The sequence below is a fragment of the Blastococcus sp. SYSU DS1021 genome (assembly GCF_054050995.1).
Genome location: NZ_JBJHAL010000023.1, coordinates 12,265 through 34,863 on the forward strand (window position 1 = coordinate 12,265; position 22,599 = coordinate 34,863).

The 22,599-nt window shown below is 74.3% G+C and carries 22 protein-coding genes; 11 read left to right on the plus strand and 11 right to left on the minus strand.

The window, feature by feature from the left end; all coding sequences use genetic code 11:
• The first annotated feature begins 40 nt into the window (after positions 1-40).
• The 5 genes from ACI8AP_RS16190 to ACI8AP_RS16210 all read left to right on the plus strand — a co-directional run bounded on the left by ACI8AP_RS16190 (position 41) and on the right by ACI8AP_RS16210 (position 4,921).
• Positions 41-589, plus strand: coding sequence for a carboxymuconolactone decarboxylase family protein (locus tag ACI8AP_RS16190; protein WP_456590391.1), 549 nt, complete (start codon positions 41-43; stop codon positions 587-589).
• The gene (locus ACI8AP_RS16195) at positions 586-1,494 is read left to right on the plus strand and encodes an RNA polymerase sigma-70 factor (protein ID WP_456590392.1); all 909 of its coding nucleotides are present in this window, start codon (positions 586-588) and stop codon (positions 1,492-1,494) included. Before ACI8AP_RS16190 ends, ACI8AP_RS16195 begins: the two co-directional genes overlap by 4 nt.
• Entirely contained in the window at positions 1,491-2,225 is a 735-nt protein-coding gene (locus ACI8AP_RS16200; protein WP_456590393.1) for a PIG-L deacetylase family protein, read from the plus strand. Before ACI8AP_RS16195 ends, ACI8AP_RS16200 begins: the two co-directional genes overlap by 4 nt.
• A gap of 37 nt (positions 2,226-2,262) precedes the next feature.
• Complete coding sequence (locus ACI8AP_RS16205; RefSeq protein WP_456590394.1) at positions 2,263-3,459, plus strand: serine hydrolase domain-containing protein; 1,197 nt, start codon at positions 2,263-2,265, stop codon at positions 3,457-3,459.
• A gap of 85 nt (positions 3,460-3,544) precedes the next feature.
• Positions 3,545-4,921, plus strand: coding sequence for an acetamidase/formamidase family protein (locus ACI8AP_RS16210; RefSeq protein WP_456590395.1), 1,377 nt, complete (start codon positions 3,545-3,547; stop codon positions 4,919-4,921).
• 25 nt (positions 4,922-4,946) lie between these two features.
• On the opposite strand, the gene ACI8AP_RS16215 is transcribed toward ACI8AP_RS16210, so the two are convergent.
• The 3 genes from ACI8AP_RS16215 to ACI8AP_RS16225 form a co-directional block, all read right to left on the minus strand.
• A complete protein-coding gene (locus ACI8AP_RS16215) occupies positions 4,947-6,290 on the minus strand; it encodes a short-chain fatty acid transporter (RefSeq protein WP_456590396.1) in 1,344 nt (447 codons plus the stop codon).
• Between the two features lie 78 nt (positions 6,291-6,368).
• Positions 6,369-7,028 (minus strand): response regulator, encoded by a 660-nt coding sequence (locus ACI8AP_RS16220; protein WP_456590397.1) that lies wholly within the window; start codon positions 7,026-7,028, stop codon positions 6,369-6,371.
• The gene (locus ACI8AP_RS16225) at positions 7,025-8,353 is read right to left on the minus strand and encodes an ATP-binding protein (RefSeq protein WP_456590398.1); all 1,329 of its coding nucleotides are present in this window, start codon (positions 8,351-8,353) and stop codon (positions 7,025-7,027) included. Before ACI8AP_RS16225 ends, ACI8AP_RS16220 begins: the two co-directional genes overlap by 4 nt.
• Positions 8,354-8,477: 124 nt before the next feature.
• On the opposite strand from ACI8AP_RS16225, the gene ACI8AP_RS16230 reads away from it, so the two are divergent.
• Positions 8,478-9,407 (plus strand): PspC domain-containing protein, encoded by a 930-nt coding sequence (locus ACI8AP_RS16230; RefSeq protein WP_456590399.1) that lies wholly within the window; start codon positions 8,478-8,480, stop codon positions 9,405-9,407.
• The gene (locus ACI8AP_RS16235; protein ID WP_456590400.1) at positions 9,400-9,693 is read left to right on the plus strand and encodes a hypothetical protein; all 294 of its coding nucleotides are present in this window, start codon (positions 9,400-9,402) and stop codon (positions 9,691-9,693) included. Before ACI8AP_RS16230 ends, ACI8AP_RS16235 begins: the two co-directional genes overlap by 8 nt.
• 136 nt (positions 9,694-9,829) lie before the next feature.
• Here ACI8AP_RS16235 and ACI8AP_RS16240 read toward each other — a convergent pair whose 3' ends face one another.
• Complete coding sequence (locus ACI8AP_RS16240) at positions 9,830-10,912, minus strand: sodium:calcium antiporter (protein WP_456590401.1); 1,083 nt, start codon at positions 10,910-10,912, stop codon at positions 9,830-9,832.
• 106 nt (positions 10,913-11,018) lie between these two features.
• A complete protein-coding gene (locus ACI8AP_RS16245; protein ID WP_456590402.1) occupies positions 11,019-11,603 on the minus strand; it encodes a dienelactone hydrolase family protein in 585 nt (194 codons plus the stop codon).
• Between the two features lie 63 nt (positions 11,604-11,666).
• On the opposite strand from ACI8AP_RS16245, the gene ACI8AP_RS16250 reads away from it, so the two are divergent.
• Complete coding sequence (locus ACI8AP_RS16250) at positions 11,667-12,365, plus strand: helix-turn-helix transcriptional regulator (protein WP_456590403.1); 699 nt, start codon at positions 11,667-11,669, stop codon at positions 12,363-12,365.
• 90 nt (positions 12,366-12,455) lie between these two features.
• On the opposite strand, the gene guaA is transcribed toward ACI8AP_RS16250, so the two are convergent.
• The 3 genes from guaA to guaB all read right to left on the minus strand — a co-directional run bounded on the left by guaA (position 12,456) and on the right by guaB (position 16,733).
• The gene (gene guaA / locus ACI8AP_RS16255) at positions 12,456-14,018 is read right to left on the minus strand and encodes a glutamine-hydrolyzing GMP synthase (protein ID WP_456590404.1); all 1,563 of its coding nucleotides are present in this window, start codon (positions 14,016-14,018) and stop codon (positions 12,456-12,458) included.
• A 2-nt stretch (positions 14,019-14,020) separates the two neighbouring features.
• Entirely contained in the window at positions 14,021-15,148 is a 1,128-nt protein-coding gene (locus ACI8AP_RS16260; protein ID WP_456590405.1) for a GuaB3 family IMP dehydrogenase-related protein, read from the minus strand.
• A 70-nt stretch (positions 15,149-15,218) separates the two neighbouring features.
• A complete protein-coding gene (guaB, locus tag ACI8AP_RS16265) occupies positions 15,219-16,733 on the minus strand; it encodes an IMP dehydrogenase (RefSeq protein ID WP_456590406.1) in 1,515 nt (504 codons plus the stop codon).
• 136 nt (positions 16,734-16,869) lie between these two features.
• Here guaB and ACI8AP_RS16270 point away from each other — a divergent pair, with 136 nt between their 5' ends.
• Positions 16,870-17,268 (plus strand): DUF5319 family protein, encoded by a 399-nt coding sequence (locus tag ACI8AP_RS16270; protein ID WP_456590407.1) that lies wholly within the window; start codon positions 16,870-16,872, stop codon positions 17,266-17,268.
• Between the two features lie 228 nt (positions 17,269-17,496).
• On the opposite strand, the gene ACI8AP_RS16275 is transcribed toward ACI8AP_RS16270, so the two are convergent.
• Positions 17,497-18,207, minus strand: a complete 711-nt coding sequence (locus ACI8AP_RS16275; RefSeq protein WP_456590408.1) for a response regulator transcription factor — start codon at positions 18,205-18,207, stop codon at positions 17,497-17,499.
• Between the two features lie 392 nt (positions 18,208-18,599).
• On the opposite strand from ACI8AP_RS16275, the gene ACI8AP_RS16280 reads away from it, so the two are divergent.
• Positions 18,600-18,869 (plus strand): WhiB family transcriptional regulator, encoded by a 270-nt coding sequence (locus ACI8AP_RS16280; protein WP_456590409.1) that lies wholly within the window; start codon positions 18,600-18,602, stop codon positions 18,867-18,869.
• Positions 18,870-19,064: 195 nt separating this feature from the next.
• Here ACI8AP_RS16280 and groL read toward each other — a convergent pair whose 3' ends face one another.
• Both groL and groES read right to left on the minus strand, forming a co-directional pair.
• Positions 19,065-20,708 (minus strand): chaperonin GroEL, encoded by a 1,644-nt coding sequence (gene groL / locus ACI8AP_RS16285; protein WP_456590410.1) that lies wholly within the window; start codon positions 20,706-20,708, stop codon positions 19,065-19,067.
• Positions 20,709-20,855: 147 nt separating this feature from the next.
• Positions 20,856-21,164: a co-chaperone GroES gene (gene groES, locus ACI8AP_RS16290; protein WP_014377938.1), complete on the minus strand. Its 309-nt coding sequence runs from the start codon at positions 21,162-21,164 to the stop codon at positions 20,856-20,858.
• 196 nt (positions 21,165-21,360) lie between these two features.
• Here groES and ACI8AP_RS16295 point away from each other — a divergent pair, with 196 nt between their 5' ends.
• Positions 21,361-22,596, plus strand: coding sequence for a THUMP-like domain-containing protein (locus ACI8AP_RS16295; RefSeq protein WP_456590411.1), 1,236 nt, complete (start codon positions 21,361-21,363; stop codon positions 22,594-22,596).
• The last annotated feature ends 3 nt before the right edge of the window (positions 22,597-22,599 follow it).

A 22,599-nucleotide genomic window follows, 5' to 3' on the forward strand; every position in this document is an offset into this window, starting at 1 on the left:
TCGTCTCCATGGGCACCCGTCCCCGTGGAGAGGAACGACCATGGCCCGCATCCCGCTCGACCCGCCCCGCACCCCGCTCGTCCGCCTCGCCGAGTGGTACTCCCGCCGCCGCTTCGGCGTCGTCCTGGACCCTGGCGCGGCGATGGCGCACCACGGCCGCGTGCTGCGCGCCTACGTCCGGCACGAGCAGTCGGTGGCCCGCTGGAACCGCCTGGACCCCACGCTCAAGGCGCTGGCGGTCATGTCGTCGGCCGCGACGATCGGCTGCTCCTGGTGCCTGGACTTCGGCTACTGGGGGAGCACGCAGGACGGGGTCGACCCGGCGAAGCTCCGGGACGTCCCGCGGTGGCGCGACAGCGACGTCTACACCGACCTCGAGCGGCAGGTGCTCGCCTACGGGGAGGCGATGACGACGACCCCGGTGCAGGTCACCGACGAGATGGTCGCCGGTCTGCGCCGCCACCTCGACGACGCCGAGCTCGTCGAGCTGACGATGATGATCTCCGTGGAGAACTCGCGGTCCCGGTTCAACAGCGCACTGGGCCTCACCAGCCAGGGCTTCTCGGACCGCTGCGAGCTCCCCGCGTGACCGCGCCCCTCGCCCCGTTCGACCGGCACCGGGGGCTGCTGTTCTCGGTGGCCTACCAGATGCTCGGCAGCGTCGCCGACGCCGAGGACGTCGTGCAGGACGCCTGGCTGCGCTGGTCGGCGGCCGACCGGGGCGAGGTGGCCGACGCGCGGGCCTACCTGGTGCGGATCACCACCCGGCTGGCGCTGGACCGGCTGGGCTCGGCCCGGGCCCGCCGGGAGAGCTACGTGGGGCCGTGGCTGCCCGAGCCGCTGCTCACCGGCGCCGCCCCGGTGGCGGCCGCGCCCGCACCCACCGACCCGACCGGATCCGCGGAACTCGGCGAGCAGGTCGGCCTCGCCCTGCTCGTGGTGCTGGAGAGCCTCTCCCCCGCCGAGCGCGCGGTCTTCGTGCTCCGCGAGGTCTTCGGCCTGCCGGTCGCCGAGGTGGCGGCGGCGCTGGGCCGGTCCGAGGCCGCGGTCCGCCAGACCGCCCACCGCGCCCGCGAGCACGTGCGGGCACGCCGTCCCCGGTTCGCCGCCGACCGCCGGTCGCAGCAGGAGGTGACCGAGCGGTTTTTCGCGGCCTGCGCCGGTGGGGACGTCGAGGCGCTGCTCGCCGCCCTCGCGCCGGACGTCGTCCTGGTGAGCGACGGGGGCGGCAAGGTGAAGGCGGCGTTGCGGCCGGTCACCGGCGCGGACAAGGTGGCGCGCTTCCTGCTAGGGATCGTCGCGCAGGGCGCGGCGCTGCCAGACCTGAGGATCGAGGTCGTCGACGTCAACGGCGCCGCGGGCATCGCTGCGTGGGCGGGTGGAACGCCGCTGCTGGCCATCTCGCCGGTCGTCACCGACGGGCGGATCGAGCAGCTGCTGGTCGTGCGCAACCCGGACAAGCTCCGCGGGCTCTCCGTAGGCTCCGCCGGGTGACCTCCCCGCTGCCGACCCGGCCCGCCGACCACGTCGAGCGCGCTCTCTGCGTGCTCGCCCACCCCGACGACGTGGACTTCGGCAGCGCCGGGACGGTCGCCACCTGGACCGCCGCCGGCACGGAGGTCACCTACCTGATCGTCACCGACGGCGACGCGGGCGGGTTCGACGAGACGCCGCGGGAGCGGATGGGGCCGCTGCGCCGGGCCGAGCAGGTCGCGGCGGCCGCGGAGGTCGGCGTCACCGACGTCCGCTTCCTCGGCTACCCGGACGGCCGGCTGGAGCTCACCCTCGACCTGCGCCGGGACATCAGCCGGGTCATCCGGCAGGTGCGGCCCCAGCGGGTGCTGACCAGCTCGCCGGAGCGCTTCTGGGAGCGGATCGGCGCGAGCCACCCCGACCACATGACCGTGGGCGAGTCGACGCTGCGCGCGGTCTACCCCGACGCCCGCAACCCGTTCGCCTTCCCCGAGCTGCTGACCGACGAGGGGCTGGACGCGTGGACCGTCGCGGAGGTGTGGCTCGGCGCCAGCCCGCGCGCCGACCACGCCGTCGACGTCACCGACGCGCTCGACCGGAAGCTGGCCGCGCTCCGGCGCCACGTCACCCAGGTGAGCCATCTGGACGACCTCGACGGCTTCGTCACCGCCTGGATGCGGCAGACGGCGGAGCGGTTCGGCCTGCCCGCCGGCCGGGCCGCCGAGGCCTTCCACGTGGTGCACACCGCCTGACGCGATGAGTCGCGGCCGCGCGACCGGTCATCTCCCCGTGGACGGTGGCAGAGAGCGCGCAGACCGGATCGAGGACGCGGTGGCCGGGGCGGTCGCCGCCGGGGAGGTGCCGGGCGCCGCGTGGTGGGTAGGCCGGCACGGCGAACCCGTCTCCAGCGGCGCAGCGGGCGTGCACGCGCCCGGCACCGGCGACGCCGTGCGCCCGGACACCGTGTTCCGCATCTCCTCCGTGACCAAGCCGGTCGTCGCCGCGGCGGCCATGGCGCTCGTGGACGACGGCGTCCTCGCCCTCGACGAGCCCGTCGACGCACTCCTCCCCGAGCTCGCCGCCCGTCGGGTCCTGGTCGATCCCACCGACCCGGACGCCGGGACCGTGCCGGCCGAGCGGCCGATCACGCTCCGAGACGTCCTCACCCTCCGGCTGGGGCTCGGCCTGGACTTCACCGCGCCCTGGCCGTCCCCCACGGTGGCCGCGCTCGCCGCAGCGGGGCTGCCCGTGGGACCCCCGGCGCCCCGGGCCGCACCGGAGCCGGACGAGTGGATGCGGCTGCTCGGCACAGTCCCGCTGGCCCACCAGCCCGGCAGGCGCTGGCTCTACCACGTGGGCGCCAGCGTGCTCGGCGTCCTGGTGTCGCGCGCCGCGGGGCGGCCGCTGCCCGCGGTCCTGGACGAGCGGATCCTCCGGCCGACGGGGATGCGCAGCACCGGTTTCGGGGTGCCGGCGGCGGCCCGCCACCGGCTGGGGCCGCACTGGACGCCGCCGGGGCCCGATGGCGTGCGGGAGCTCTACGACCCGGTGGACGGCCAGTGGTCGTCGGCACCCGCGTTCCCCGACGGCGCCGACGGCCTGGTCTCCACGGTCGGCGACCTGGCCGCTCTCGCCTGCGCGCTGGAGACGCGAGGGTGCGCTCCCGACGGGCCCCGGGTGTTGAGCGAGGGCGCGGTCCGCGCCATGACCACCGATCAGGTCGGCCCGGTGGACGAGGAGGGCGGCGGATGGGGGCTGGGTATCGGCGTCCGCCGCACCGACGAGGCGGACGGGCGGCACGCCGGGTCCTACGGCTGGGACGGCGGCCTGGGCAGCACGTGGTGGACCGACCCGGTCACCGGCACGACGGCCGTCCTGCTGACCAACCAGATGTGGGCCTCCCCGCAGCCACCGCCGCTGTTCGACGCCTTCCGGCGCGCCGCCTTCGCTCCCGAGCGCTCGACGGCGGGCGGAACGAGCTCGTAACACGGCGTCCCGTCGGCGCCACGTGGACGCAACACCGGGCCCGTAGAACTCCCCCGACGCCCACCGCCGGCACCGGGAGAACACGTTGACGACCACCTCGCACGACCGCACCACCCCCGACCCGCAGGAGGCGGCCGAGCGCCTCGAGCGGGGGCTCGGCCGCCGCGGGTTCGTGCAGGCCGCCCTGGCCACCGGGGCGCTGCTGGCCGCGGGGGCGGCGACAGCGGGTCCGGCGGCCGCCGCACCCGCGCCGCGCACGCGGCTGCCCCGGGAGGTCCTCCAGCCGGGCAAGGGACCGATCGACGGCCAGGTCTACCTGCCCTCACGACCCGACGAGGTGCGGTGGGGCTACCTCCCGCGCACCACCGACACCCCGGTGGCCCACCTGCGGTCGGGCGGGACGATCACCATCGACACCGTCAGCCACGAAGGGATCCTCGAGGACCAGGGGCGCGACCCGGTGGCCTGGTTCGGCAGCAAGGGGGTGCCCCGGGGCGAGGTGCTCGACGACGCCGTCGCCATCGCGGCGGAGTACGCCCGGCACCCACGGAACTTCGACGCCGACGGCCCGCATGTGGTCACCGGGCCGGTGCACGTCGACGGCGCGCGCCCGGGCGACGTCCTCAAGATCGAACTGCTGACGGCCTTGCCCCGCGTCCCCTACGGCGTCGTCTCCAGCCGGCACGGCAAGGGCGCGCTGTCGGCGGCGTTCGCCGCCGACCCCGGCGACATCACCGCTGCCGAGGTCATGCCCACCACGCCCGACGGGCGCGGCACCGGGGACCCGCTGAGGTACGGCAACGTCTCGCACTTCACCCCGCTGGCGGTCCGCGGCGGCGTGGTGCGGGCAGCCCTGCCGCGCGGGCCGAAGGGCACGGTCTCCTGGCCGGTCGACCCCTTCGCCGGCCTCATGGCGGTGGCGACGGTCGGGGACGCGACGGCGCTCAACGACCCGCTGGTCAACTCCATCCCGCCCACCGTGGGTGGCGGCAACATCGACGTGAACCTTCTCGGTGTGGGGTCGGCGTTCTACGTGCCGGTCGTCGCGGCCGGCGCGCTCTTCTCGGTCGGGGACCCGCACATGTCGATGGGCAGCGGCGAGGTCGCCCTCACCGCCCTCGAGGGCTCGCTGCGCCTCACGTTCCGGCTGACCGTCTGCCGCGCGGGCACCTCCGACGCCCCCTCGGTGGCGTTCCGCTACCCGTTCGGGGAGACGCCGGAGTCATGGCTGCCGATCGGCCTGTCCGACCCCGACGGCGCCCGGTTCGGGCAGGGCAGCGATCTCGACGTCGCCAACCGGCGGGCGGTGGTGCACGCCCTGGACTTCCTGCAGAACGACCTCGGGATGGACCGCGCCGTCGCCTACGCGTACCTGTCCGCCGCGGTCGACTTCGAGGTCTCCCAGGTGGTCGACCGGACCGTCGGCGTGCACGGGGTCATCCCGAAGAGCCACTTCCGCTGACGGCCGTGCTCGGCGGCGGCGCCGCTCAGCCGCCGCCGAGCACGAGCAGGGTGCCGGCGAAGACGATGCCGGTGATCAGGCAGGTGATCGCGGTGAACCCGAAGATGTCGCGGACGCCGAGCCCGGCCACCGCGAGCAGCGGCAGGGCCCAGAACGGCTGGATCATGTTCGTCCACTGGTCGCCGTAGGCGATCGCCATGGTGATGACGGCCGGATCGACGCCGAGGGAGTCGGCGGCGTCGAGGAAGATCGGTGCCTGCACGGCGAACTGGCCGCCGCCGCTCGGCACGAACAGGTTCAGCAGCCCGGCCGAGAGGAAGGCCATCAGCCCGAGGCTGCCGGGGCTGGCGATGTCGGTGAACCACCCGCTCAGCTGCGCCGCCAGCCCGGAGGCGGTCATCATCCCGATGATCCCGGCGTAGAGCGGGTACTGGAGCAGCACCTCCCCGACGGTCCGCACCGCTCCGCCGACGAGCTCGGCCAGCTCCGCCGGGCTGCGCACGATGAGCAGGATCGCCGCGAGGAAGCTCCAGTTGACGATGTCGAGGGTGAGGTCGAAGCCCTCCTGCGCGAAGTAGACGCCGAGGTAGACGAGCAGGGCGACACCCGGGACGAGGGTGACCAGCCGCGAGGCCTCCAGGCGCTCGGCCGGGGTCCCCGGGGTCTTCAGCTCGATGTCGGGCTCCTCGGTCCCCATCCGCTCGGGGAGCTGGACGACCCGGTCCCTGTCCTTGGGGGCCAGGAGCACCACCGTGCCGAGGATCGCGGCGACGGCGACGACGATCGCGATGAGGTTCCACGGCGAGTAGACCGTCTCGCTGATCGGGATGGTGCGGCCGATCGCCTCCTCGACGAAGCTCCCCGGGGTCGCCGCGGCCAGCGGGCCGGTGGCGCTGTAGCCCATGTGCCAGACGGCGAAGCCGGAGTAGGCGCTGGCCACCAGCAGCGGGTAGTGCAGTCGCGTGCCGCGACGCCGGGCGGCCCGGCCGACCTCGAGGGCGATGACGCCGCCGACCACCAGCCCCAGCCCGAAGCTGATCAGCGAGGCGAGGGCCGAGACGAGCGCCACGAAGGCGTACGCCGCCCGGGGGCTCTTGGGGACGTCGGCGATGCGGGTCAGCCCGGCCTTGACCGGCCGCGTGAGCGCCAGCGTGTAGCCGAGCAGGAGCACGAGGGCCACCTGCGTCATGAAGGCCAGCAGGCCGGAGAGGCCGTCGCCCCACGCCCGGGTCAGCTCGGCGGGACCGATGTCGCCGAAGACCAGCGCGAGGACGGCGACGATCACGGTCAGGACGACGGCGAAGACGAAGGCCCCCGGGAGGTACCTCTCGACGCCGGTCACCAGCGGGCGCGACAGGGTGCGCAGCACGAAGGAGCTCCTCTCCCCGGGGATGTGGTCCGCCACACATCCTGGCCGGGGGCCGGCGGAGCGGCCAGTCGTCGCCGGTCAGAGCAGCCGGTTGGTCGCCGCCCAGCGGGTGAGCTCGTTGCGGTTGGACAGCTGCAGCTTCCGCAGCACGTTGGAGGCGTGGGACTCGACCGTCTTCACCGAGATGAACAGCCGGGAGCCGATCTCGCGGTAGGTGTAGCCGCGGGCAAGCAGCTGCATGACCTCCCGCTCGCGGGCGCTCAGCAGGTCCAGCCCCGGGTCGCTGGCCTCCTCGGCCGCCGGCGCCTGCGCGACCGCGCCCCCGGCGGCGAAGGCGTCCAGCACGAACCCGGCCAGCCGGGGGCTGAAGACGACGTCGCCGTCGGCGACCCGGCGGACGGCGTCGAGCAGGTCGGGCCCGGAGATCGTCTTGGTCACGTAGCCGCGCGCCCCGGCGCGGATGACGGCGATGACGTCCTCGGCGGCGTCGGACACCGAGAGCGCGAGCCACCGCACGTCGGGCAGCTCGCCCCGCAGCGTCTCCAGCACCGCGCGCCCGCCCCCGCCGGGCATGTGCACGTCCAGCAGCACGACATCGGGGCGGGTGGCACGGATGCCCTCGACCGCGCCGGCGACGTCGGCCGCCTCCCCGACGACGGCCACGGAGTCGCCGAGCTCCGCCCGCACCCCGGTGCGCACCATCGCGTGGTCGTCCACCACGAACACCCGCGGGGTCATGCCCGGCCTCCCTGTTCGCTTCCGTGCGGCGCACCGCTCCCCGCTCGCATGCCCAGGCCACCTCCGCGGTTGGTCCGCTCCACTCTCGATCCTCGCTGCGGTGCTCCCGCCCGGTCCGCGGCCGCCTCGCCGCGCTGCTCCCGCCGCTGCCCGCCCAGGGCCTTCCTCGGCAGGACCAGCTCCACCTCGGTCCCCTCCCCCGGCGTCGACCGGATCTGCGTGCTGCCGCCCAGCCGGGCCAGCCGGCCGCGCACCGAGTCGCGCAGGCCGCGCCGGTCGTCGGGCACCGTGCCGGGGTCGAACCCCTTGCCGCGGTCCCGGACGAACACCGACACCTGGTCGGCGGTCACCTCGGTGTACAGGTCCGCGGACGGCACGCCGGAGTGCTTGGCCGCGTTGACCAGGGCCTCGCGGGTCGCGGCGCCGAGCGCGGCCAGCTCCTCGTCGACGGGGGCGTCGCCGACCACGACGGGGTCGACGGTCAGCGCGTGGTCCGCCTCCACCTCGGCGACCATGCCCGCCACCAGCCCGGCCCACGTGCCGCCCTCGCGGACGGCCGCCGGGTCGTACAGCCAGGCCCGGAGCTCGCGCTCCTGGCTGCGGGCCAGCCGGCTCACCGCCTGCGGCTCGTCGGCGTTGCGCTGGATCAGGGCCAGGGTCTGCAGCACCGAGTCGTGCAGGTGCGCGGCGACGGCGGCTCGTTCCTCCGACCGGATCCGCGCGGCGCGCTCCTCGGCGCGGGAGTCGAGCAGCCGGCGCCACAGCGGTGCGGTCGCCAGGACGACGCCGGTGAGGATCAGCAGCGTCGCGGCGAAGCCGTTGCGGGCGTTGGCCAGCTGACCGGTGGTGGCCAGCAGGAGGAAGAGCCCGACACCCACGACGGCGACCCCGCCGGCCAGCACCCAGCGGGCCGCCGGCACGGCGAGCGTCCGGTCGGTGTCCAGCTGCCGCCAGATCACGGCCAGGCCGCCGACGAGGAGGACGAGCGGGAGGACGACGTCACTGCTGGTCCAGGCCGTGAGCTGACCGAGCAGGCTCGCCGCGGCGAGGCCGAGGACCGCCAGCAGGACCCACTGGCGGACGCCGGCGGGTCGCCAGCCCTGCGGCTCGGGCGCCGGGACCCCGGGCGCGCCGACCGGCATCGTCATCCAGAGCAGCCCGTACCCGATGATGCCCAGCCCGGTGGTGGCCAGCAGCACGAAGGCCACCCGCACCACCAGGGGGTCCTGGCGCAGGTGGGCCGCGGTTCCGGCCGCCACGCCGGCGACGACCCGGCCCTCGCGCGGGCGCACCAGCGGCGGGCGCGGCGGCAGGGTGGTGGTCACGCTACCGATCGTCGCACCGGGCGTGGCGCCGCCGACACCGGTGATCACCCCGGAAGAGGAACCAGGGTCGGTTGGGGGGGTTCCCTGATGGTGTCCGCCTCGTCCGGTGGGCAGGCTCTGTGGCATGACCTCACCACCCCCTCCGGCTCCGCCCACGGTGGAGCCACCGGCCTGGTCCCCGCCCCCCGGCCCACCGGCCCGCCCCCAGTTGCGCCGCAGCCGCACCGACAAGGTCATCGGCGGTGTGAACGGCGGCCTGGCCGAGTACACCGGCATCGACGCGCTGCTGTGGCGGGTCGGCTTCGTCGCCCTCGCGCTCGCCGGCGGCACCGGCCTGCTGGTCTACCTCCTGCTCTGGCTGCTCATGCCGGCCGGCCCGGAGGGGACGGCCGAGCCGTCGCCCGGGCAGCCCGCCGCACCGCGCGTCCGGGAACCGGCCGGCCCCCGCTCCCCCGTCCCCGGTCTCACGATCGCCTGCCTGCTGATCGTCGTCGGGGCGCTCGCGCTGATCGCCCAGCTCACCGACTGGGACGTCGGCGCCGTCGGCTACCTCGGGACCGCCCTGCTCGTGGTCGGCGCCGGGCTCGTCGTCGCCGCGTTCGGCCAGGGCCGCACCGCGCGCGGCGGCCTGCTGACCCTCGGCATCGTCCTGGCGGTGGCGCTGGCGATCGCCGACGCGGCGCCGAACGACGCCGGGGTGGGCGACCGCACGTACCGGCCGCAGTCCGTCGCGGACGTGCGCGAGCTCTACGAGGGCGGTGTCGGCAACCTCACCGTGGACCTCTCCGAGGTGCCCATGGCCGATCTGCCCGACGCCCTCGAGATCCGCGTGGAGCACGGCGTCGGCGACGTCGAGGTCGTCCTGCCCTCCTCCGCGGACGCCCGCGTCCGCGTGGACCAGGGGCTCGGTGAGTCCGACGTCCTCGGCTCCCTCGGGTCCGGCGGCGGCTTCTACCCCGGGACGGGCGCGGCCGAGTGGACCGGCGACGGCGAGGCCGAGATCGTGCTCGAGATCGACTCCGGTATCGGACAGGTGGAGGTGTCCCGTGGCTGATTACAGCGAGTTCCCGACCACGCCGACGGCGTGGCAGGAGCAGCAGTGGCAGATGGTGGCGCCGCTGGCGACCGAGGACCAGCCCCAGCCGCCGCAGCGGCGGAAGCCGGATCTCGTCGCGCTGGTGCCCGGCCTGGTCTTCGTGCTCCTGGCGATCACGACGATGGCCGGCGTGGACCTCGCCCTGGGCCTGCTGGACGACGGTGGCCTGCTCTGGCTGGTCCTGATCGGTGCCGGGATCGCGTTGCTGGTGAAGGAGCTGCGGAAGGCGCGGGGCCGCCGCTGACCGACGGGAGGGGTGGACGCCGGGGGGGGGGGGGGGGGGGGGGGGGGGGGGCGCCCCCCCCCCCCCCCCCGCCCCCCCCCCCCCCCCCCCCCCCCCCCCCCCCCCCCCCCCCCCCCCCCCCCGGCGCTCGCGGCGGCTACCCGACGACGGCCAGGGCGACGGTGCCCACGTAGATCAGCGGGATCGACACGCCCTCGAAGCCGATCCACTTCCGGTCGCGCATGAGCAGCCCTGCGGAGAGCACCGCGGTCATCACCAGCGTGCCGCCGACGAGGACCAGGCTGGTCGGGCCGGCGTCCCGGTAGATCGGCCCCTCCAGGTAGCCGACGTCGGCGACCGAGATCATCAGGATGTCGTAGACGTTCCCGCCGACGATGTTGCCGACGCCGAGGGTCAGCTGGCCCATCCGCACCGCGGTCAGCAGCACGACGAGCTCGGGCAGGGAGCTGATCGCCGTCGTGAGGGTGAATCCCACGACGCCGCTGTCCAGGTCGGCCCGCTCGATGACACTGAGCCCGGCCCGGCCCACGATCCAGCCCGCGACACCGGTCACCAGCCCGAGCGCGGCGAGCAGGCCCCACAGGCGGGCGGTCGAGCGCTCGTCGCCGTTCCCGTTCCCGTTCCCGTCGCCGTCCCCGTCCCCGTCGCCGTCCCCGTTGCCGGTGCCGTTGCCGTTGCCCTCGTCCCCGTCTGCGGTCTGGTCGGTGTGGACCGGCTGCCACATCGGCTCCCGCTGCATCCGCCGGAGCAGCGTCAGCCCGTAGGCGTAGAGGACGGGGATCAGCAGGGTCATGGGGTGGATCCAGCCCAGCCGGAGGTCCGGCGTGGCGTAGGCGATCACCGGAACCGCGAGCATCGCGCTCAGCAGCACCGACTGCAGCACGTTCTGCAGCGACGCCGCCGCGTGCTCCAGGTTCACCCGGCGGTAGAGGAGGTCGGCGATCGCCAGCCACACCGTCTGGAGCGCGATACCGCCGACCGGGTTGGCCAGGGCGAACCCCGGGTCGCCCTCGATCGCGCCGGTGAGCACGGTGACGTTCCCCGGCAGCGAGGTGACCGCCCCCAGCAGCAGGGCACCCCCGATCGCGTCACCGAGGCCGGTGCGCTCGGCCAGGGAGTCGGCGACACGGGTGAGCCGGACCCCCGCGACCACGATGACGACGGCCATCGCGGCGAGCACGCCCAGGCTCGGCCAGAGAGGCCACGGAGCGAAACTCACTCGTCCTCCGGGTCCTCGACTGCAACGGCCGACGACGACCCCACCACACCGACCGGGATCCTGCCGGTCGAGGCCCCCTCCGGAGGGTCTCCGGAGGGGGCGGACCTCAGGCGGCCACCCGCGCGCAGAACTCGAGGACCCGCCGCCACAGCAGCTCGGAGGCGGCGGCGTCGTACTCGCCGGGCAGGCTGACGTCGGTGAACAGGTGGCCGGTCCCCGGGTAGTCGTGGACCTCGATCTCGACTCCCGCACCCCGGGCGTCGGCGACCACGGAGTCGATCCAGTCCTGCTCCCGGAAGGGATCGCCCTCGGTGTAGTGCAGCTGCGCGGGCACACCGTCCGGCCAGCGGTCGGCTCCCAGCACCTGCACCGGCAACGCCCCGGAGAAGAGCAGCAGCCCCGCGCAGCGCCGCTGGGTGGCGACGTACTCGGCCATGCCGGCGCCGTTGGAGAAGCCGGCCGCGAGGAACCCGTCGGGCAGGTGGCGCACCGCCTCCACCGCCCGGGCCATCAGCGCCGGGAACCCGACCTCCTCGACGTGGGCCATCGCCGATGCGTAGTCGTCGAAGACCAGCCCGTCGTACTGGTCGACGACCAGGACGTCGTGCCCGGCGGAGCGGAGCCGTTCGGCCGCCGCCGTGATCCCGGGCCGGACGCCGAGGACGGAGTGGAAGAGCGCGATGGTGGTCATGAGGTCACCCTGCCGGGCTGCTGGTGACACCGTCCTGTCACCGTTTTCTGCCAGGATCCCGGCATGAACCGGACCGACCGGATGCACGCCATCTCGGAGGAGCTGCGCCGCGCCGGCGCACGGGGACGGACGGCGCAGCGACTGGCCGACTGGCTGGAGGTGTCGCCGCGCACGGTCAAGCGGGACGTCTCCGCCCTGCAGCAGGCGGGGATGCCGATCTGGGCGACCGCCGGGCCGGGTGGCGGCTACGTGCTCGACGCCACGGCCTCCCTGCCGCCGGTCAACCTGAGCCCGGCGCAGGCCGTGGCGCTGGCGGTGGCGCTGGCCGGTGCGTCGGAGGCGCCGTTCGCCGCGGACGGCCGTGCCGCGCTGGAGAAGGTCCTCGATGTCATGGGGCCAGGTGCCCGGGAGTCCGCCCGCGAGCTCGGTGGCCGGGTGTGGGTGCGCGGCGACGAGCGAGGACGACCGGGGGCGGCGTCCGTCGTCGAGGAAGCGCTCCTGCGCCGGCGGGTGGTCGCCATCCGCTACCGCGACGACAGCGGCGCGGTCTCCCGACGTCGGGTGGAGCCGCACCTGCTGGCACGCACCGGCGACCGGTGGTACCTCGTGGCCTGGTGCCGGCTGCGGGACGCGCCGCGCTGGTTCCGCTGGGACCGGATCGAGGCCGCCGACCTCACCACCGAGACGCCTCCCCAGCGCGATCCGGACGCGTTCGGCACACCGCCACCCGACGCGCACACGGTGCGGGTGCCCGCGACGTGAGGCGCTGGAACGACCCAGGTGACGTCCTGGAACGGCCCCCTTCCAGGGACCCGGCCCGAGCGGAGCGAGGGTCGGGGAGGAAGGGGGTCCTTACTCCCACTCGATGGTGCCGGGCGGCTTGCTCGTGACGTCCAGGGTGACCCGGTTGATCTCCTCCACCTCGTTGGTGATCCGGGTGGAGATGCGCGCCAGGACGTCGTAGGGCAGCCGGGTCCAGTCGGCGGTCATGGCATCCTCGCTGGACACCGGGCGCAGCACGACCGGGTGACCGTAGGTGCGCCCGTCGCCCTGCACGCCGACCGAGCGGACGTCGGCCAGCAGCACCACCGGGCACTGCCAGATCTCGTCGTCCAGCTTGGCCGCGGTGAGCTCCTCGCGGGCGATGGCGTCGGCCCGGCGGAGCACGTCGAGCCGCTCGCGGGTGACCTCGCCGACGATCCGGATGCCCAGCCCCGGCCCGGGGAAGGGCTGGCGCTGCACCAGCCGGTCGGGCAGGCCCAGCTGCCGGCCGACCTCGCGCACCTCGTCCTTGAACAGGGTGCGCAGCGGCTCGACGAGGGTGAAGGTGAGGTCCTCGGGCAGCCCGCCGACGTTGTGGTGGCTCTTGATGTTGGCCGTCCCGCTCCCCCCGCCGGACTCGACGACGTCGGGGTAGAGCGTGCCCTGCACCAGGAACTCCACCGTCTCGCCGTGCGCCTTGGCGTCGGCGACGACGTCGGTGGCCGCCTGCTCGAAGACCCGGATGAACTCGCGGCCGATGATCTTCCGCTTCTCCTCCGGGTCGCTCACCCCGGCGAGCGCCGCGAGGAACTGCTCGCTGGCGTCGACGACCCGCAGGTCCGCGCCGGTGGTCGCCGCGAAGTCGCGCTCGATCTGCTCGGTCTCGCCCGCCCGCATCAGCCCGTGGTCGACGTAGACGCAGGTGAGCCTGTCACCGATCGCCCGCTGGACGAGCGCGGCGGCGACGGCGGAGTCGACCCCGCCGGAGAGCGCGCACAGCGCCCGCCGGTCCCCGATCCGCTCGCGGATCGCCGCCACCTGCTCGTCGACGACGTTGCTCATCGTCCACGTCGGCTCGAGGCCCGCGATGTCGAACAGGAAGTGCTCGAGCACCGTCTGCCCGTGCGCGGTGTGCCGCACCTCGGGGTGGAACTGCACCCCAGCCAGCCGGCGGTCGACGTCCTCGAACGCGGCGACCGGCGCACCGGTCGACGTCGCGGTGACGGTGAACCCGGGCGGGGCCGCGCTGACGGCGTCGCCGTGGCTCATCCACACGTTCTGCTCGACCGGCAGGTCGCCGAACAGCCGCGCCTGCGTGGTGACGGTCAGCGGGGTGCCGCCGTACTCCCGGTCGCCGGTGCGGGAGACGGTGCCGCCGAGCGAGGCGGCCATCGCCTGGAAGCCGTAGCAGATGCCGAAGGCGGGGACGCCGGACTCGAACAGCGTCGGGTCGACCGTCGGCGCCTCGGGGGCGTACACGCTGGACGGCCCGCCGGAGAGCACGATCGCGGCCGGCTTGCGCGCGACGATCTCCTCGGCGGGAACCTCCGACGACACGATCTCGGAGTAGACCCCGGCCTCGCGGATGCGCCGGGCGATGAGCTGCGCGTACTGGGCGCCGAAGTCGACGACCAGGACGGTCGGGAAGTCCACGCTCAGCCGCCGATCACGAGGTCGACCCGCTGGAACTCCTTGAGGTCGGAGTAGCCGGTCTTGGCCATGGTGCGGGCGAGCGCCCCGAACAGGTTCGTCCGGCCGTCGGCGGAGTCCGCCGGTCCGAGCAGCACCTGCTCCAGCGATCCCGAGGGCTCGACGGGCGCCGACGCTGATCCGCGCGGCAGACGGGGGTGGGCGGCCACCGAGTCCCACCACACGCCACCGGCCGGCGCCTCGGCGGCCACCCGCAGCGGCTCCCCCAGCTGGACGGCGTCGGCACCGCAGGCGAGCGCGCGGGCGATGGCACCGCTGGTCTCGATCCGGCCGTTCGCGATGACGTGCACGTACCGGCCACCGGTCTCGTCGAGGTAGTCGCGGCGGGCGGCGGCGGCGTCGGCGATGGCGCTGGCCAGGGGCACGCGGATGCCCATGACCGCGTCGGTCGTCGAGTAGGTGTCACCGCCCACTCCGACGATGACGCCGGCCGCGCCGGTGCGCATCAGGTGCAACGCGGTCGTGTAGTTGGCCGCGCCGCCCACGATCACGGGGACGTCGAGGTCGGCGATGAACTCCTTGAGGTTGAGCGCGTCGCCCTGGCTGGTCACGTGCTCGGCCGACACGATCGTGCCCTGGATGACGAGCAGGTCCACCCCCGCCGAGAGCGCGGCCGGGGCCAGCTGCTCGGTGTGCTGCGGGGAGATCCGGATCGCCGTCGTCACCCCCGCGTCGCCCATCTCCTTGATGCGGGCGGCGATGAGGTCGGGCTTGACCGGCTCGGCGTAGACCTTCTGCAGCAGCGCCACCGGCGGAGCGCCGGCCGCGGCCGCCTCGGCGATCTCGCGGTAGACCGGCGCCGGGTCGTCGTAGCGGGCCCACAGCCCCTCGCCGTTGAGCACCCCCAGGCCACCCGCGCGCCCCACGGCGATCGCCGTCGCCGGGCTGACGACGGCGTCGCTCGGGCTGGTCACCAGCGGGAGGTCGAACCGGAAGGCGTCGATCTGCCAGGCGGTGGAGACGTCGTCGACGTCACGGGTCCGCCGCGAGGGGACGATGGAGACCTCGTCCAGGTCGTAGCCCCGGCGGGCGAAGCGGTTCAGCCCGATCTCGACGGTGTCGCGCACGTTCATGCCCAGCGTCCCCGGTGGTTCGGTGCCTCGACGGACTGACTAGATGACATGTGCCGTTCGCTCATCTCGGTCACCGACCCCGGTAGTTGGGGGCTTCGACGGTCATCTGGATGTCGTGGGGGTGGCTCTCCACCAGGCCCGCGGAGGTGATGCGGGTCAGCTGCCCGCGCTCCTTGAGGTCGGCGATGGTGGCCGCTCCGGCGTAGCCCATGGAGGCCTGCAGGCCACCCACGAGCTGGTGCGCCACGCCGGCCAGCGCGCCGCGGTAGGGCACCTGGCCCTCGATGCCCTCCGGCACGAGCTTGTCGTCGGAGAGGACGTCGTCGGCGAAGTACCGGTCGCGGCTGAACGACTGGTTGCCGCGCTTCTGCATGGCGCCCAGGCTCCCCATGCCCCGGTAGGTCTTGTACTGCTTGCCATTCATGAAGACCAGCTCGCCCGGCGCCTCCTCGACGCCGGCGAACAGACCACCGATCATCACCGTGTCGGCGCCGGCCACCAGGGCCTTGGCGATGTCGCCGGAGTACTGCAGCCCGCCGTCGGCGATGACCGGGACCCCCGCCGGGCCGGCGGCCAGCCACGCCTCGTAGATGGCGCTGATCTGCGGGACGCCGACGCCGGCGACCACGCGGGTGGTGCAGATCGAACCCGGTCCGACGCCGACCTTGACCGCGTCGACCCCGGCGTCGACCAGTGCCTGCGCACCGGCGCGGGTGGCGACGTTGCCGCCGACGACCTCCACCCCGGCATCGCCGCCGAACTCCTGCTTCACGCGGGCGACCATCTCCAGCACCGCGCGCTGATGGCCGTGCGCGGTGTCGACGACGAGCACGTCGACGCCGGCGTCGACCAGCAGGCCGGCCCGCTTGTAGGCGTCCTCGCCGACGCCCAGCGCCGCCCCGACGACCAGTCGCCCGTCGGCGTCCTTGGTGGAGTTCGGGAACTGGTCGCGCTTGACGAAGTCCTTCACGGTGATCAGCCCGCGCAGCCGGCCGGCGTCGTCGACCAGCGGCAGCTTCTCGATCTTGTGCTGGGAGAGCAGGCCCAGGGCGGTGTCCGGGTCGACCCCGACCGGCGCGGTGACCAGCGGCATCGGCGTCATGACGTCGCGCACGAGCCGGTTCATGTCGGTCTCGAAGCGCATGTCCCGATTGGTGACGATCCCGAGCAGGACGCCGTCGGCGTCGACGACCGGCGCCCCGGAGATGCGGTAGCGCGCCGAGAGCGCGTCGACCTCGGCGAGCGTGTTGTCGGGCGAGCAGGTGACCGGGTTGGTGACCATGCCGGCCTCCGACCGCTTGACCAGGTCGACCTGGCCGGCCTGCTCCTCGGCGGAGAGGTTGCGGTGCAGCACGCCCATGCCGCCGACCCGCGCCATGGCGATCGCCATGCGGGCCTCGGTGACGGTGTCCATCGCGCTGGACAGCAGCGGGACCGCCAGGGTGATGCGCCGGGTCACCCGGCTGCTGGTGTCCACCTCCGCCGGGACGACGTCGGACGCCCCGGGGATGAGCAGGACGTCGTCGTAGGTGAGACCGAGGCGGGCGAACTTCGCCGGCAGCTCGGTCACGGAGTCGGGCTGCATGTGCGCGGCCACCCTTCGGCGCGGATCGGGTCGGACACCGGTCGACACACCTCACGGGCGCGCGGGACCTGCCCCGATCGTAGGCGGCGGCGCGGAGGAGGCGGTGCGCCGCCCGCTCGGCGGCTACCGTGTGACCGTGTCTTCGTTCGACGACGCCTTCGGGCCGGACTTCAGTTCCGCCGACGGCCCAGCCCCTCCGCCGCTCTCGATGGAGGAGCGGGCCGGGGTCCTCGACGACCTGGCCGAGCTCGAGGTCTTCCGCACCCTCCTGGAGCCGACCGGCATCAAGGGCATCGTGGTCGACTGCCCTGACTGCGAGGAGGAGCACCACGTCGACTGGGCGCTGATGCAGGCGAACCTGCGCCAGCTGCTGGACGAGGGGCAGACCGGCCGGCACGAGCCGCCGTTCGACCCGAACCCCGACGACTACGTCAGCTGGGACTACGCCAGCGGGTACGCCGACGGTGTCGCGGCGCTCGCCGAGCGGGACGAGCCCAGCGGCCGGCGCACCGGGCGCCACGCCCGCGACGACTAGAGCTGTGACACTGCGGTCCTCCGGACCGCACCGCGGCCACTTGCCGTCCCCCAGCTGGGCTGAGCGCGTCCGTCGCGCCTGCGCGGACCCTCCGGGCCCACTCGGCGCGACCACCCCGGGCCGGGCGCCGTTCCCCCGAGGGCGTGAATGCCTCCGTCGAGAACGCGTCGAGGGCCGCCTCCCGGCTCGGGAGACGGCCCTCAGCGCGTGCGTCGGTCGGGTGACCGCTCAGGTCATGATGCCGCGGCGGAAGCCGGTGGCCACCGCCTCGGCGCGGTCCTTGGCGCCCAGCTTCCGGAACAGCCGCCGGGCGTGGGTCTTGATGGTGTCCTCGGACAGGTAGAGCTCCCGGCCGATCTGGGCGTTGCTCTTGCCCTGGCTCATCCCGGTGAGCACCTGCATCTCGCGCATGGACAGCGCCACGGCCGGGGCGGCGTCACGCACGGTGGACCGCACCGTGGTGGGCGCGGAGCCGGCGAGCGGCGCCGCACCGCTCCACGCGGCCACGGAGGCCGTCGCCTGCTGCGGGATCCGTCCGTCGGCACGCAGCCCCACGCGGGAGAGCCCGAGCCCCATCTCGATCGGGGTGGCGTCCCAGCGCAGGTAGCCGCGGGCCCCGAAGGCCACGGCAGCCCGCACGCTGTCGGCGTCATCGGGAGCGCCGAGCACCAGCACCGGGAGCCCCGGGTGGGACCGGAGCGCCTGCGTGGCGGCGGACAGCCCGGTGTCCACGGCCCGCTGGGTGCCCACGACGAGCACGTCGGGGGTGCGGGTGGCGAGGCGGGCCATGAGCGACTGCGCGTCGCCGACCACCTCCACCCGGCCGACGAAGGGCAGGGCGACCAGCCGCGAGGCGACGTCGTCACGGACCCGCCGTCGCTCGTCGTACACCCACACGGTCGCGCCGTGCACGGGTGCGCGCATCCTGTCGTCGATCACGCCTGCTCCTCGCTCTCCCCGGCCGCGCGGCGGCCGGGTCCCCCCGCCGGCCGGGGAAGGCACCCGGCCGGGTGTCGCTCGGGTGGAGGGCCCACCGGGCCCCCCACCTCCGCGCTGGTCACGCGACCGGTCCGGGTTTCTCCCCCTCCCGGACGCCAGCGCGACCTGGAGCCACCTTGATCGACTCCCGACCGGGGGAACAGACGCCCTCACCCCCGGGGGTGAGCGCCGCACGCGGAGGTGACGCAGGGCGCACCTGGGAAAAGTTGCGAATCGGCTGTGTTTGGACGTGGGACGGCGAGGGCACCCGGCCCCTTGCAGCCGGACAGCCCCCTCCGGCTCAACCGAGTCCTGGAGGAGACATGGCCGACATCCGCAGACTCCCGACGCCCGTGGCCGAGGTCTGGGACTGGCAGCTGCACGGCGCCTGCCGTGGCGAGAACACGTCCCTCTTCTTCCACCCCGACGGCGAGCGGGGGCCGGCCCGGGCGCGACGGCAGTCAGCGGCGAAGGCCGTCTGCGCGCGCTGCCCGGTCGTCGACGCGTGCCTCAAGCACGCGCTGGCCGTCCGCGAGCCCTACGGGGTCTGGGGCGGGATGAGCGAGGAGGAGCGGGCCCGGCTGATCGCCACCGAGCCCGCCGCCGTGGCCGCGGGGGTGTAGCACCCCGCCACGAACGCCGAGAGGGCCCGGTCCAGGAAGTCCTGGACCGGGCCCTCTCGTGTGCCCGGACGGCGCGAGCACCGTCCGGGCTCAGCCGGTGGGGTCCTGGCTCACGGTCGACGGTGAGCCAGGACCCCGGCCCCGTCCAGAGGCTCGCCGCGAGCGTGCTAGCGGCGAGGAGGACGGGGTCCTTTCTCAGTGGCTGTGCCCGTGGCCGTGCGAGTGGCCGTGGGTGTGGTGCCCACCGCCGTCGTGGTCGTGCTCCTCCTCGGGAGCCTCGACGACGGCGGAGTCGGTCGTCAGGACCATCGCCGCGATCGAGACGGCGTTGCCCAGCGCGGCCTTGGTGACCTTCACCGGGTCGATGACCCCCTGCCCGGCCAGGTCGCCGTACTCACCGGTCGCGGCGTTGAAGCCGTTCCCGGTGCCGAGGTCGCGCACCTTGGCGACGACGACGCGGCCCTCGAACCCGGCGTTGTCGGCGATCTGCACCAGCGGGGCCTCCAGCGCGGTGCGGACGGCGCGCGCGCCGGTCAGCTCGTCGCCGGTCAGCTCGAGGGCGTCGATCGCGCTCGCGGCGTGCACCAGCGCCGAGCCACCGCCGGGGATCACGCCCTCTTCCACCGCCGCGCGGGTGGCGGCGATGGCGTCCTCGATGCGGTGCTTGCGCTCCTTGAGCTCCACCTCGGTGGCCGCGCCGACCCGGATGACGCCGATGCCGCCGGCCAGCTTGGCCAGCCGCTCCTGCAGCTTCTCGCGGTCCCAGTCGGAGTCGGTCGCGTCGATCTCGCGGCGGATCTGCGCGACGCGGTCGCCGATGGTCTCCGACGTGCCGCCGCCGTCGACGATGGTCGTCGCGTCCTTGGTCACGGTGACCCGGCGCGCGGTGCCGAGCACCTCCAGGCCCACCTGGTCGAGCTTGAGGCCGACGTCCTCGCTGACCACCTGACCGCCGGTGACGACGGCGAGGTCGGTCATGAACGCCGTGCGCCGGTCGCCGAAGTAGGGCGACTTCACGGCGACGACCTTGATGGTCTTGCGGATCGAGTTGACGACCAGCGTGGACAGCGCCTCGCCCTCGACGTCCTCGGCGACGATCAGCAGCGGGCGGCCGCCGGTCGACAGCACCTTCTCCAGCAGCGGCAGCAGGTCGGCCAGAGCACTGATCTTGCCGCTGACCAGCAGCACGAGGGCGTCCTCGAGGACGGCCTCCATGGCCTCGGGGTCGGTGACGAAGTACGGCGAGAGGTAGCCCTTGTCGAACTGGACGCCCTCGGTGACGTCGAGCTCGGTGTCCAGGGTGTTGCTCTCCTCGACGGTGATGACGCCGTCCTTGCCGACGCGCTCCATCGCCTCGCCGATCAGCTCGCCGACCTCGGCGTCCTGGGCGGAGATGGTGGCGACACCCGCGATCGCGTCGCGCTTCTCGACCGGGATGGCGGCGGCGTCGAGCGCGGCGTGCACGGCGTCGACCGCGGCACGCATACCGCGGCCCAGCGCCATCGGGTTGGCCCCGGCGGCGACGTTGCGCATGCCCTCGTGCACCAGCGCCTGGGCGAGCACGGTGGCGGTGGTGGTGCCGTCGCCGGCGACGTCGTTGGTCTTGGTCGCGACGCTCTTCGCCAGCTGGGCGCCGAGGTTCTCGTACGGGTCCTCGAGCTCCACCTCGCGGGCGATGGTGACGCCGTCGTTGGTGATGGTGGGAGCGCCGAACTTCTTGTCGATGACGACGTTGCGGCCACGCGGGCCGATCGTCACCTTCACGGCGTCGGCGAGCTTGTCGACACCGCGTTCGAGGGCGCGGCGCGCATCCTCGTTGAACTTGATGATCTTGGCCATGGGCCCTTCCGATCAGGGAGTGCTGGGCGAAGACGACCGCCCCGGGACCCGGTGTTCGGGTCGCCGGGGCGGACGCAACGTGCTGGAACGGCCCCCTCGCAGGGCCCCGCGGCGAGCGGAGCGAGGCGTGGGGGTGAGGGGGTCCTTCTACTTCTCCACGACGGCGAGCAGGTCGCGGGCGGAGAGCACGAGGTACTCCTCGCCGGCGTACTTGACCTCGGTGCCGCCGTACTTCGAGTAGATGACCACGTCGCCGACGTTCACGTCGAGCGGAACGCGGTTGCCGTTGTCGTCGATGCGGCCGGGGCCGACGGCGACGACGGTGCCCTCCTGGGGCTTCTCCTTGGCGGTGTCCGGGATGACCAGACCGGACGCGGTGGTGGTCTCGGCCTCGTTGGCCTGGACCACGACGCGGTCCTCCAGCGGCTTGATGCTGACCTTGGTAGCGGTCGTCACGTCGGTGACGCCCCCTTCGGTGTAGGACGGCAGGGATGTTCGATGCTGTGGCACGGGGTCCGGGCACCCGCCGTCGCGGGGGTCGGGCGCCAGCCCGTGTCGTTTGGCACTCTACCCAGGAGAGTGCCAGCCGCTCAACCCGGTCGCCGAGGTGGGTGACGTGGGGGCTGACCAGCCCGTGCGCCACCCTGTGCAGGTGGACCGGCCGACCGACGAGCAGACCGTCGAGACCGTGCGCCAGCTGCGCGCGCTGGTGACCCCGGAGGGCGCCAGGGCGCTGTCGCGCGCGGCGACGCTGCTGGACGAGGGGACCGATGCGGTCACCGCGCTGACGCGGCTGCGCGCCGAGGTGGGCACCGATCTCGCCGGGCCGGCATGGGGCATCGCCCGGCAGCGGCAGAAGGCGCGGCCGACGTTCGGGGCCGACGCGGACCGGATGCTGTTCACCGGCGACACCCTCGAGCAGGCAGGACGTCCGGAGCTCGCCTCCCGGCGCGCAGCCCGCCTGCTGGCCGGAGGGGCCGACTCCGTCGCCGACCTCGGGTGCGCCGCCGGCACCGACACGATCGCCCTCGCCCGCGCGGGCGCGCGGGTGCTCGCCGTCGACGTCGACCCGGTGGCGCGCGAGCTCACCGCCCTGAACGCCGAGGCGCTCGGCGTCGACGACGACGTCTGGGTGGTCGCCGGCGACGCGGTGGAGCTGGTGGCGGCCGCCCGTGGTGGGGAGGTGGCCGGGTGCGGGGCCGCCGTCCTGGACCCGGCCCGGCGGGCGGGTGGGCGGCGGCTGCTGGACCCCGACCGCTGGTCGCCGCCGTGGTCCACCGTCGTCCAACTGCTGGACCGGGTGCCCACCTCGGTGGTGAAGGTGGCCCCCGGGCTCGACCACGAGCGGGTGCCCGACGGGGTCGAGGCCGAATGGGTGTCGGTCGGCGGTTCCATCGTCGAGGCGCTGCTGTGGGGCCCCGCGGTGTCGACGACGTGGCGTCGCGCCACCCTGCTGCGCGACGACGAGGTGCACGAGCTGACGGCGGACGCCGACCCCGGCCCCGCGCCGGCCGGCCCGGTGCGCGGCTGGCTGCACGAGCCCGACCCCGCCGTCATCCGCTCCGGCCTGGTGTCGCTCGTCGCCGCCGACCTCGGCGCGAACCTGGTCGACCCGACGATCGCCTACCTGACCACCGACACCCGCGCGGACTCCCCCTGGGTCAGCTCCTACCGGGTCGACGAGGTGCTGCCGTTCAACCTGAAGAAGGTCAAGGCGCTGCTGCGGGACCGCGGGGTGGGCCGGGTCGTGGTGAAGAAGCGCGGCTCGGCGATCGAGCCGGAGACCCTGGCCCGCCAGCTGCGCACCGACGCCCCCGGCACCGCGATCGTCGTCGTCACCCGCGTCGCCGGCGCCCCGACCGCGCTGGTCTGCGACGTCACCACCTGACCA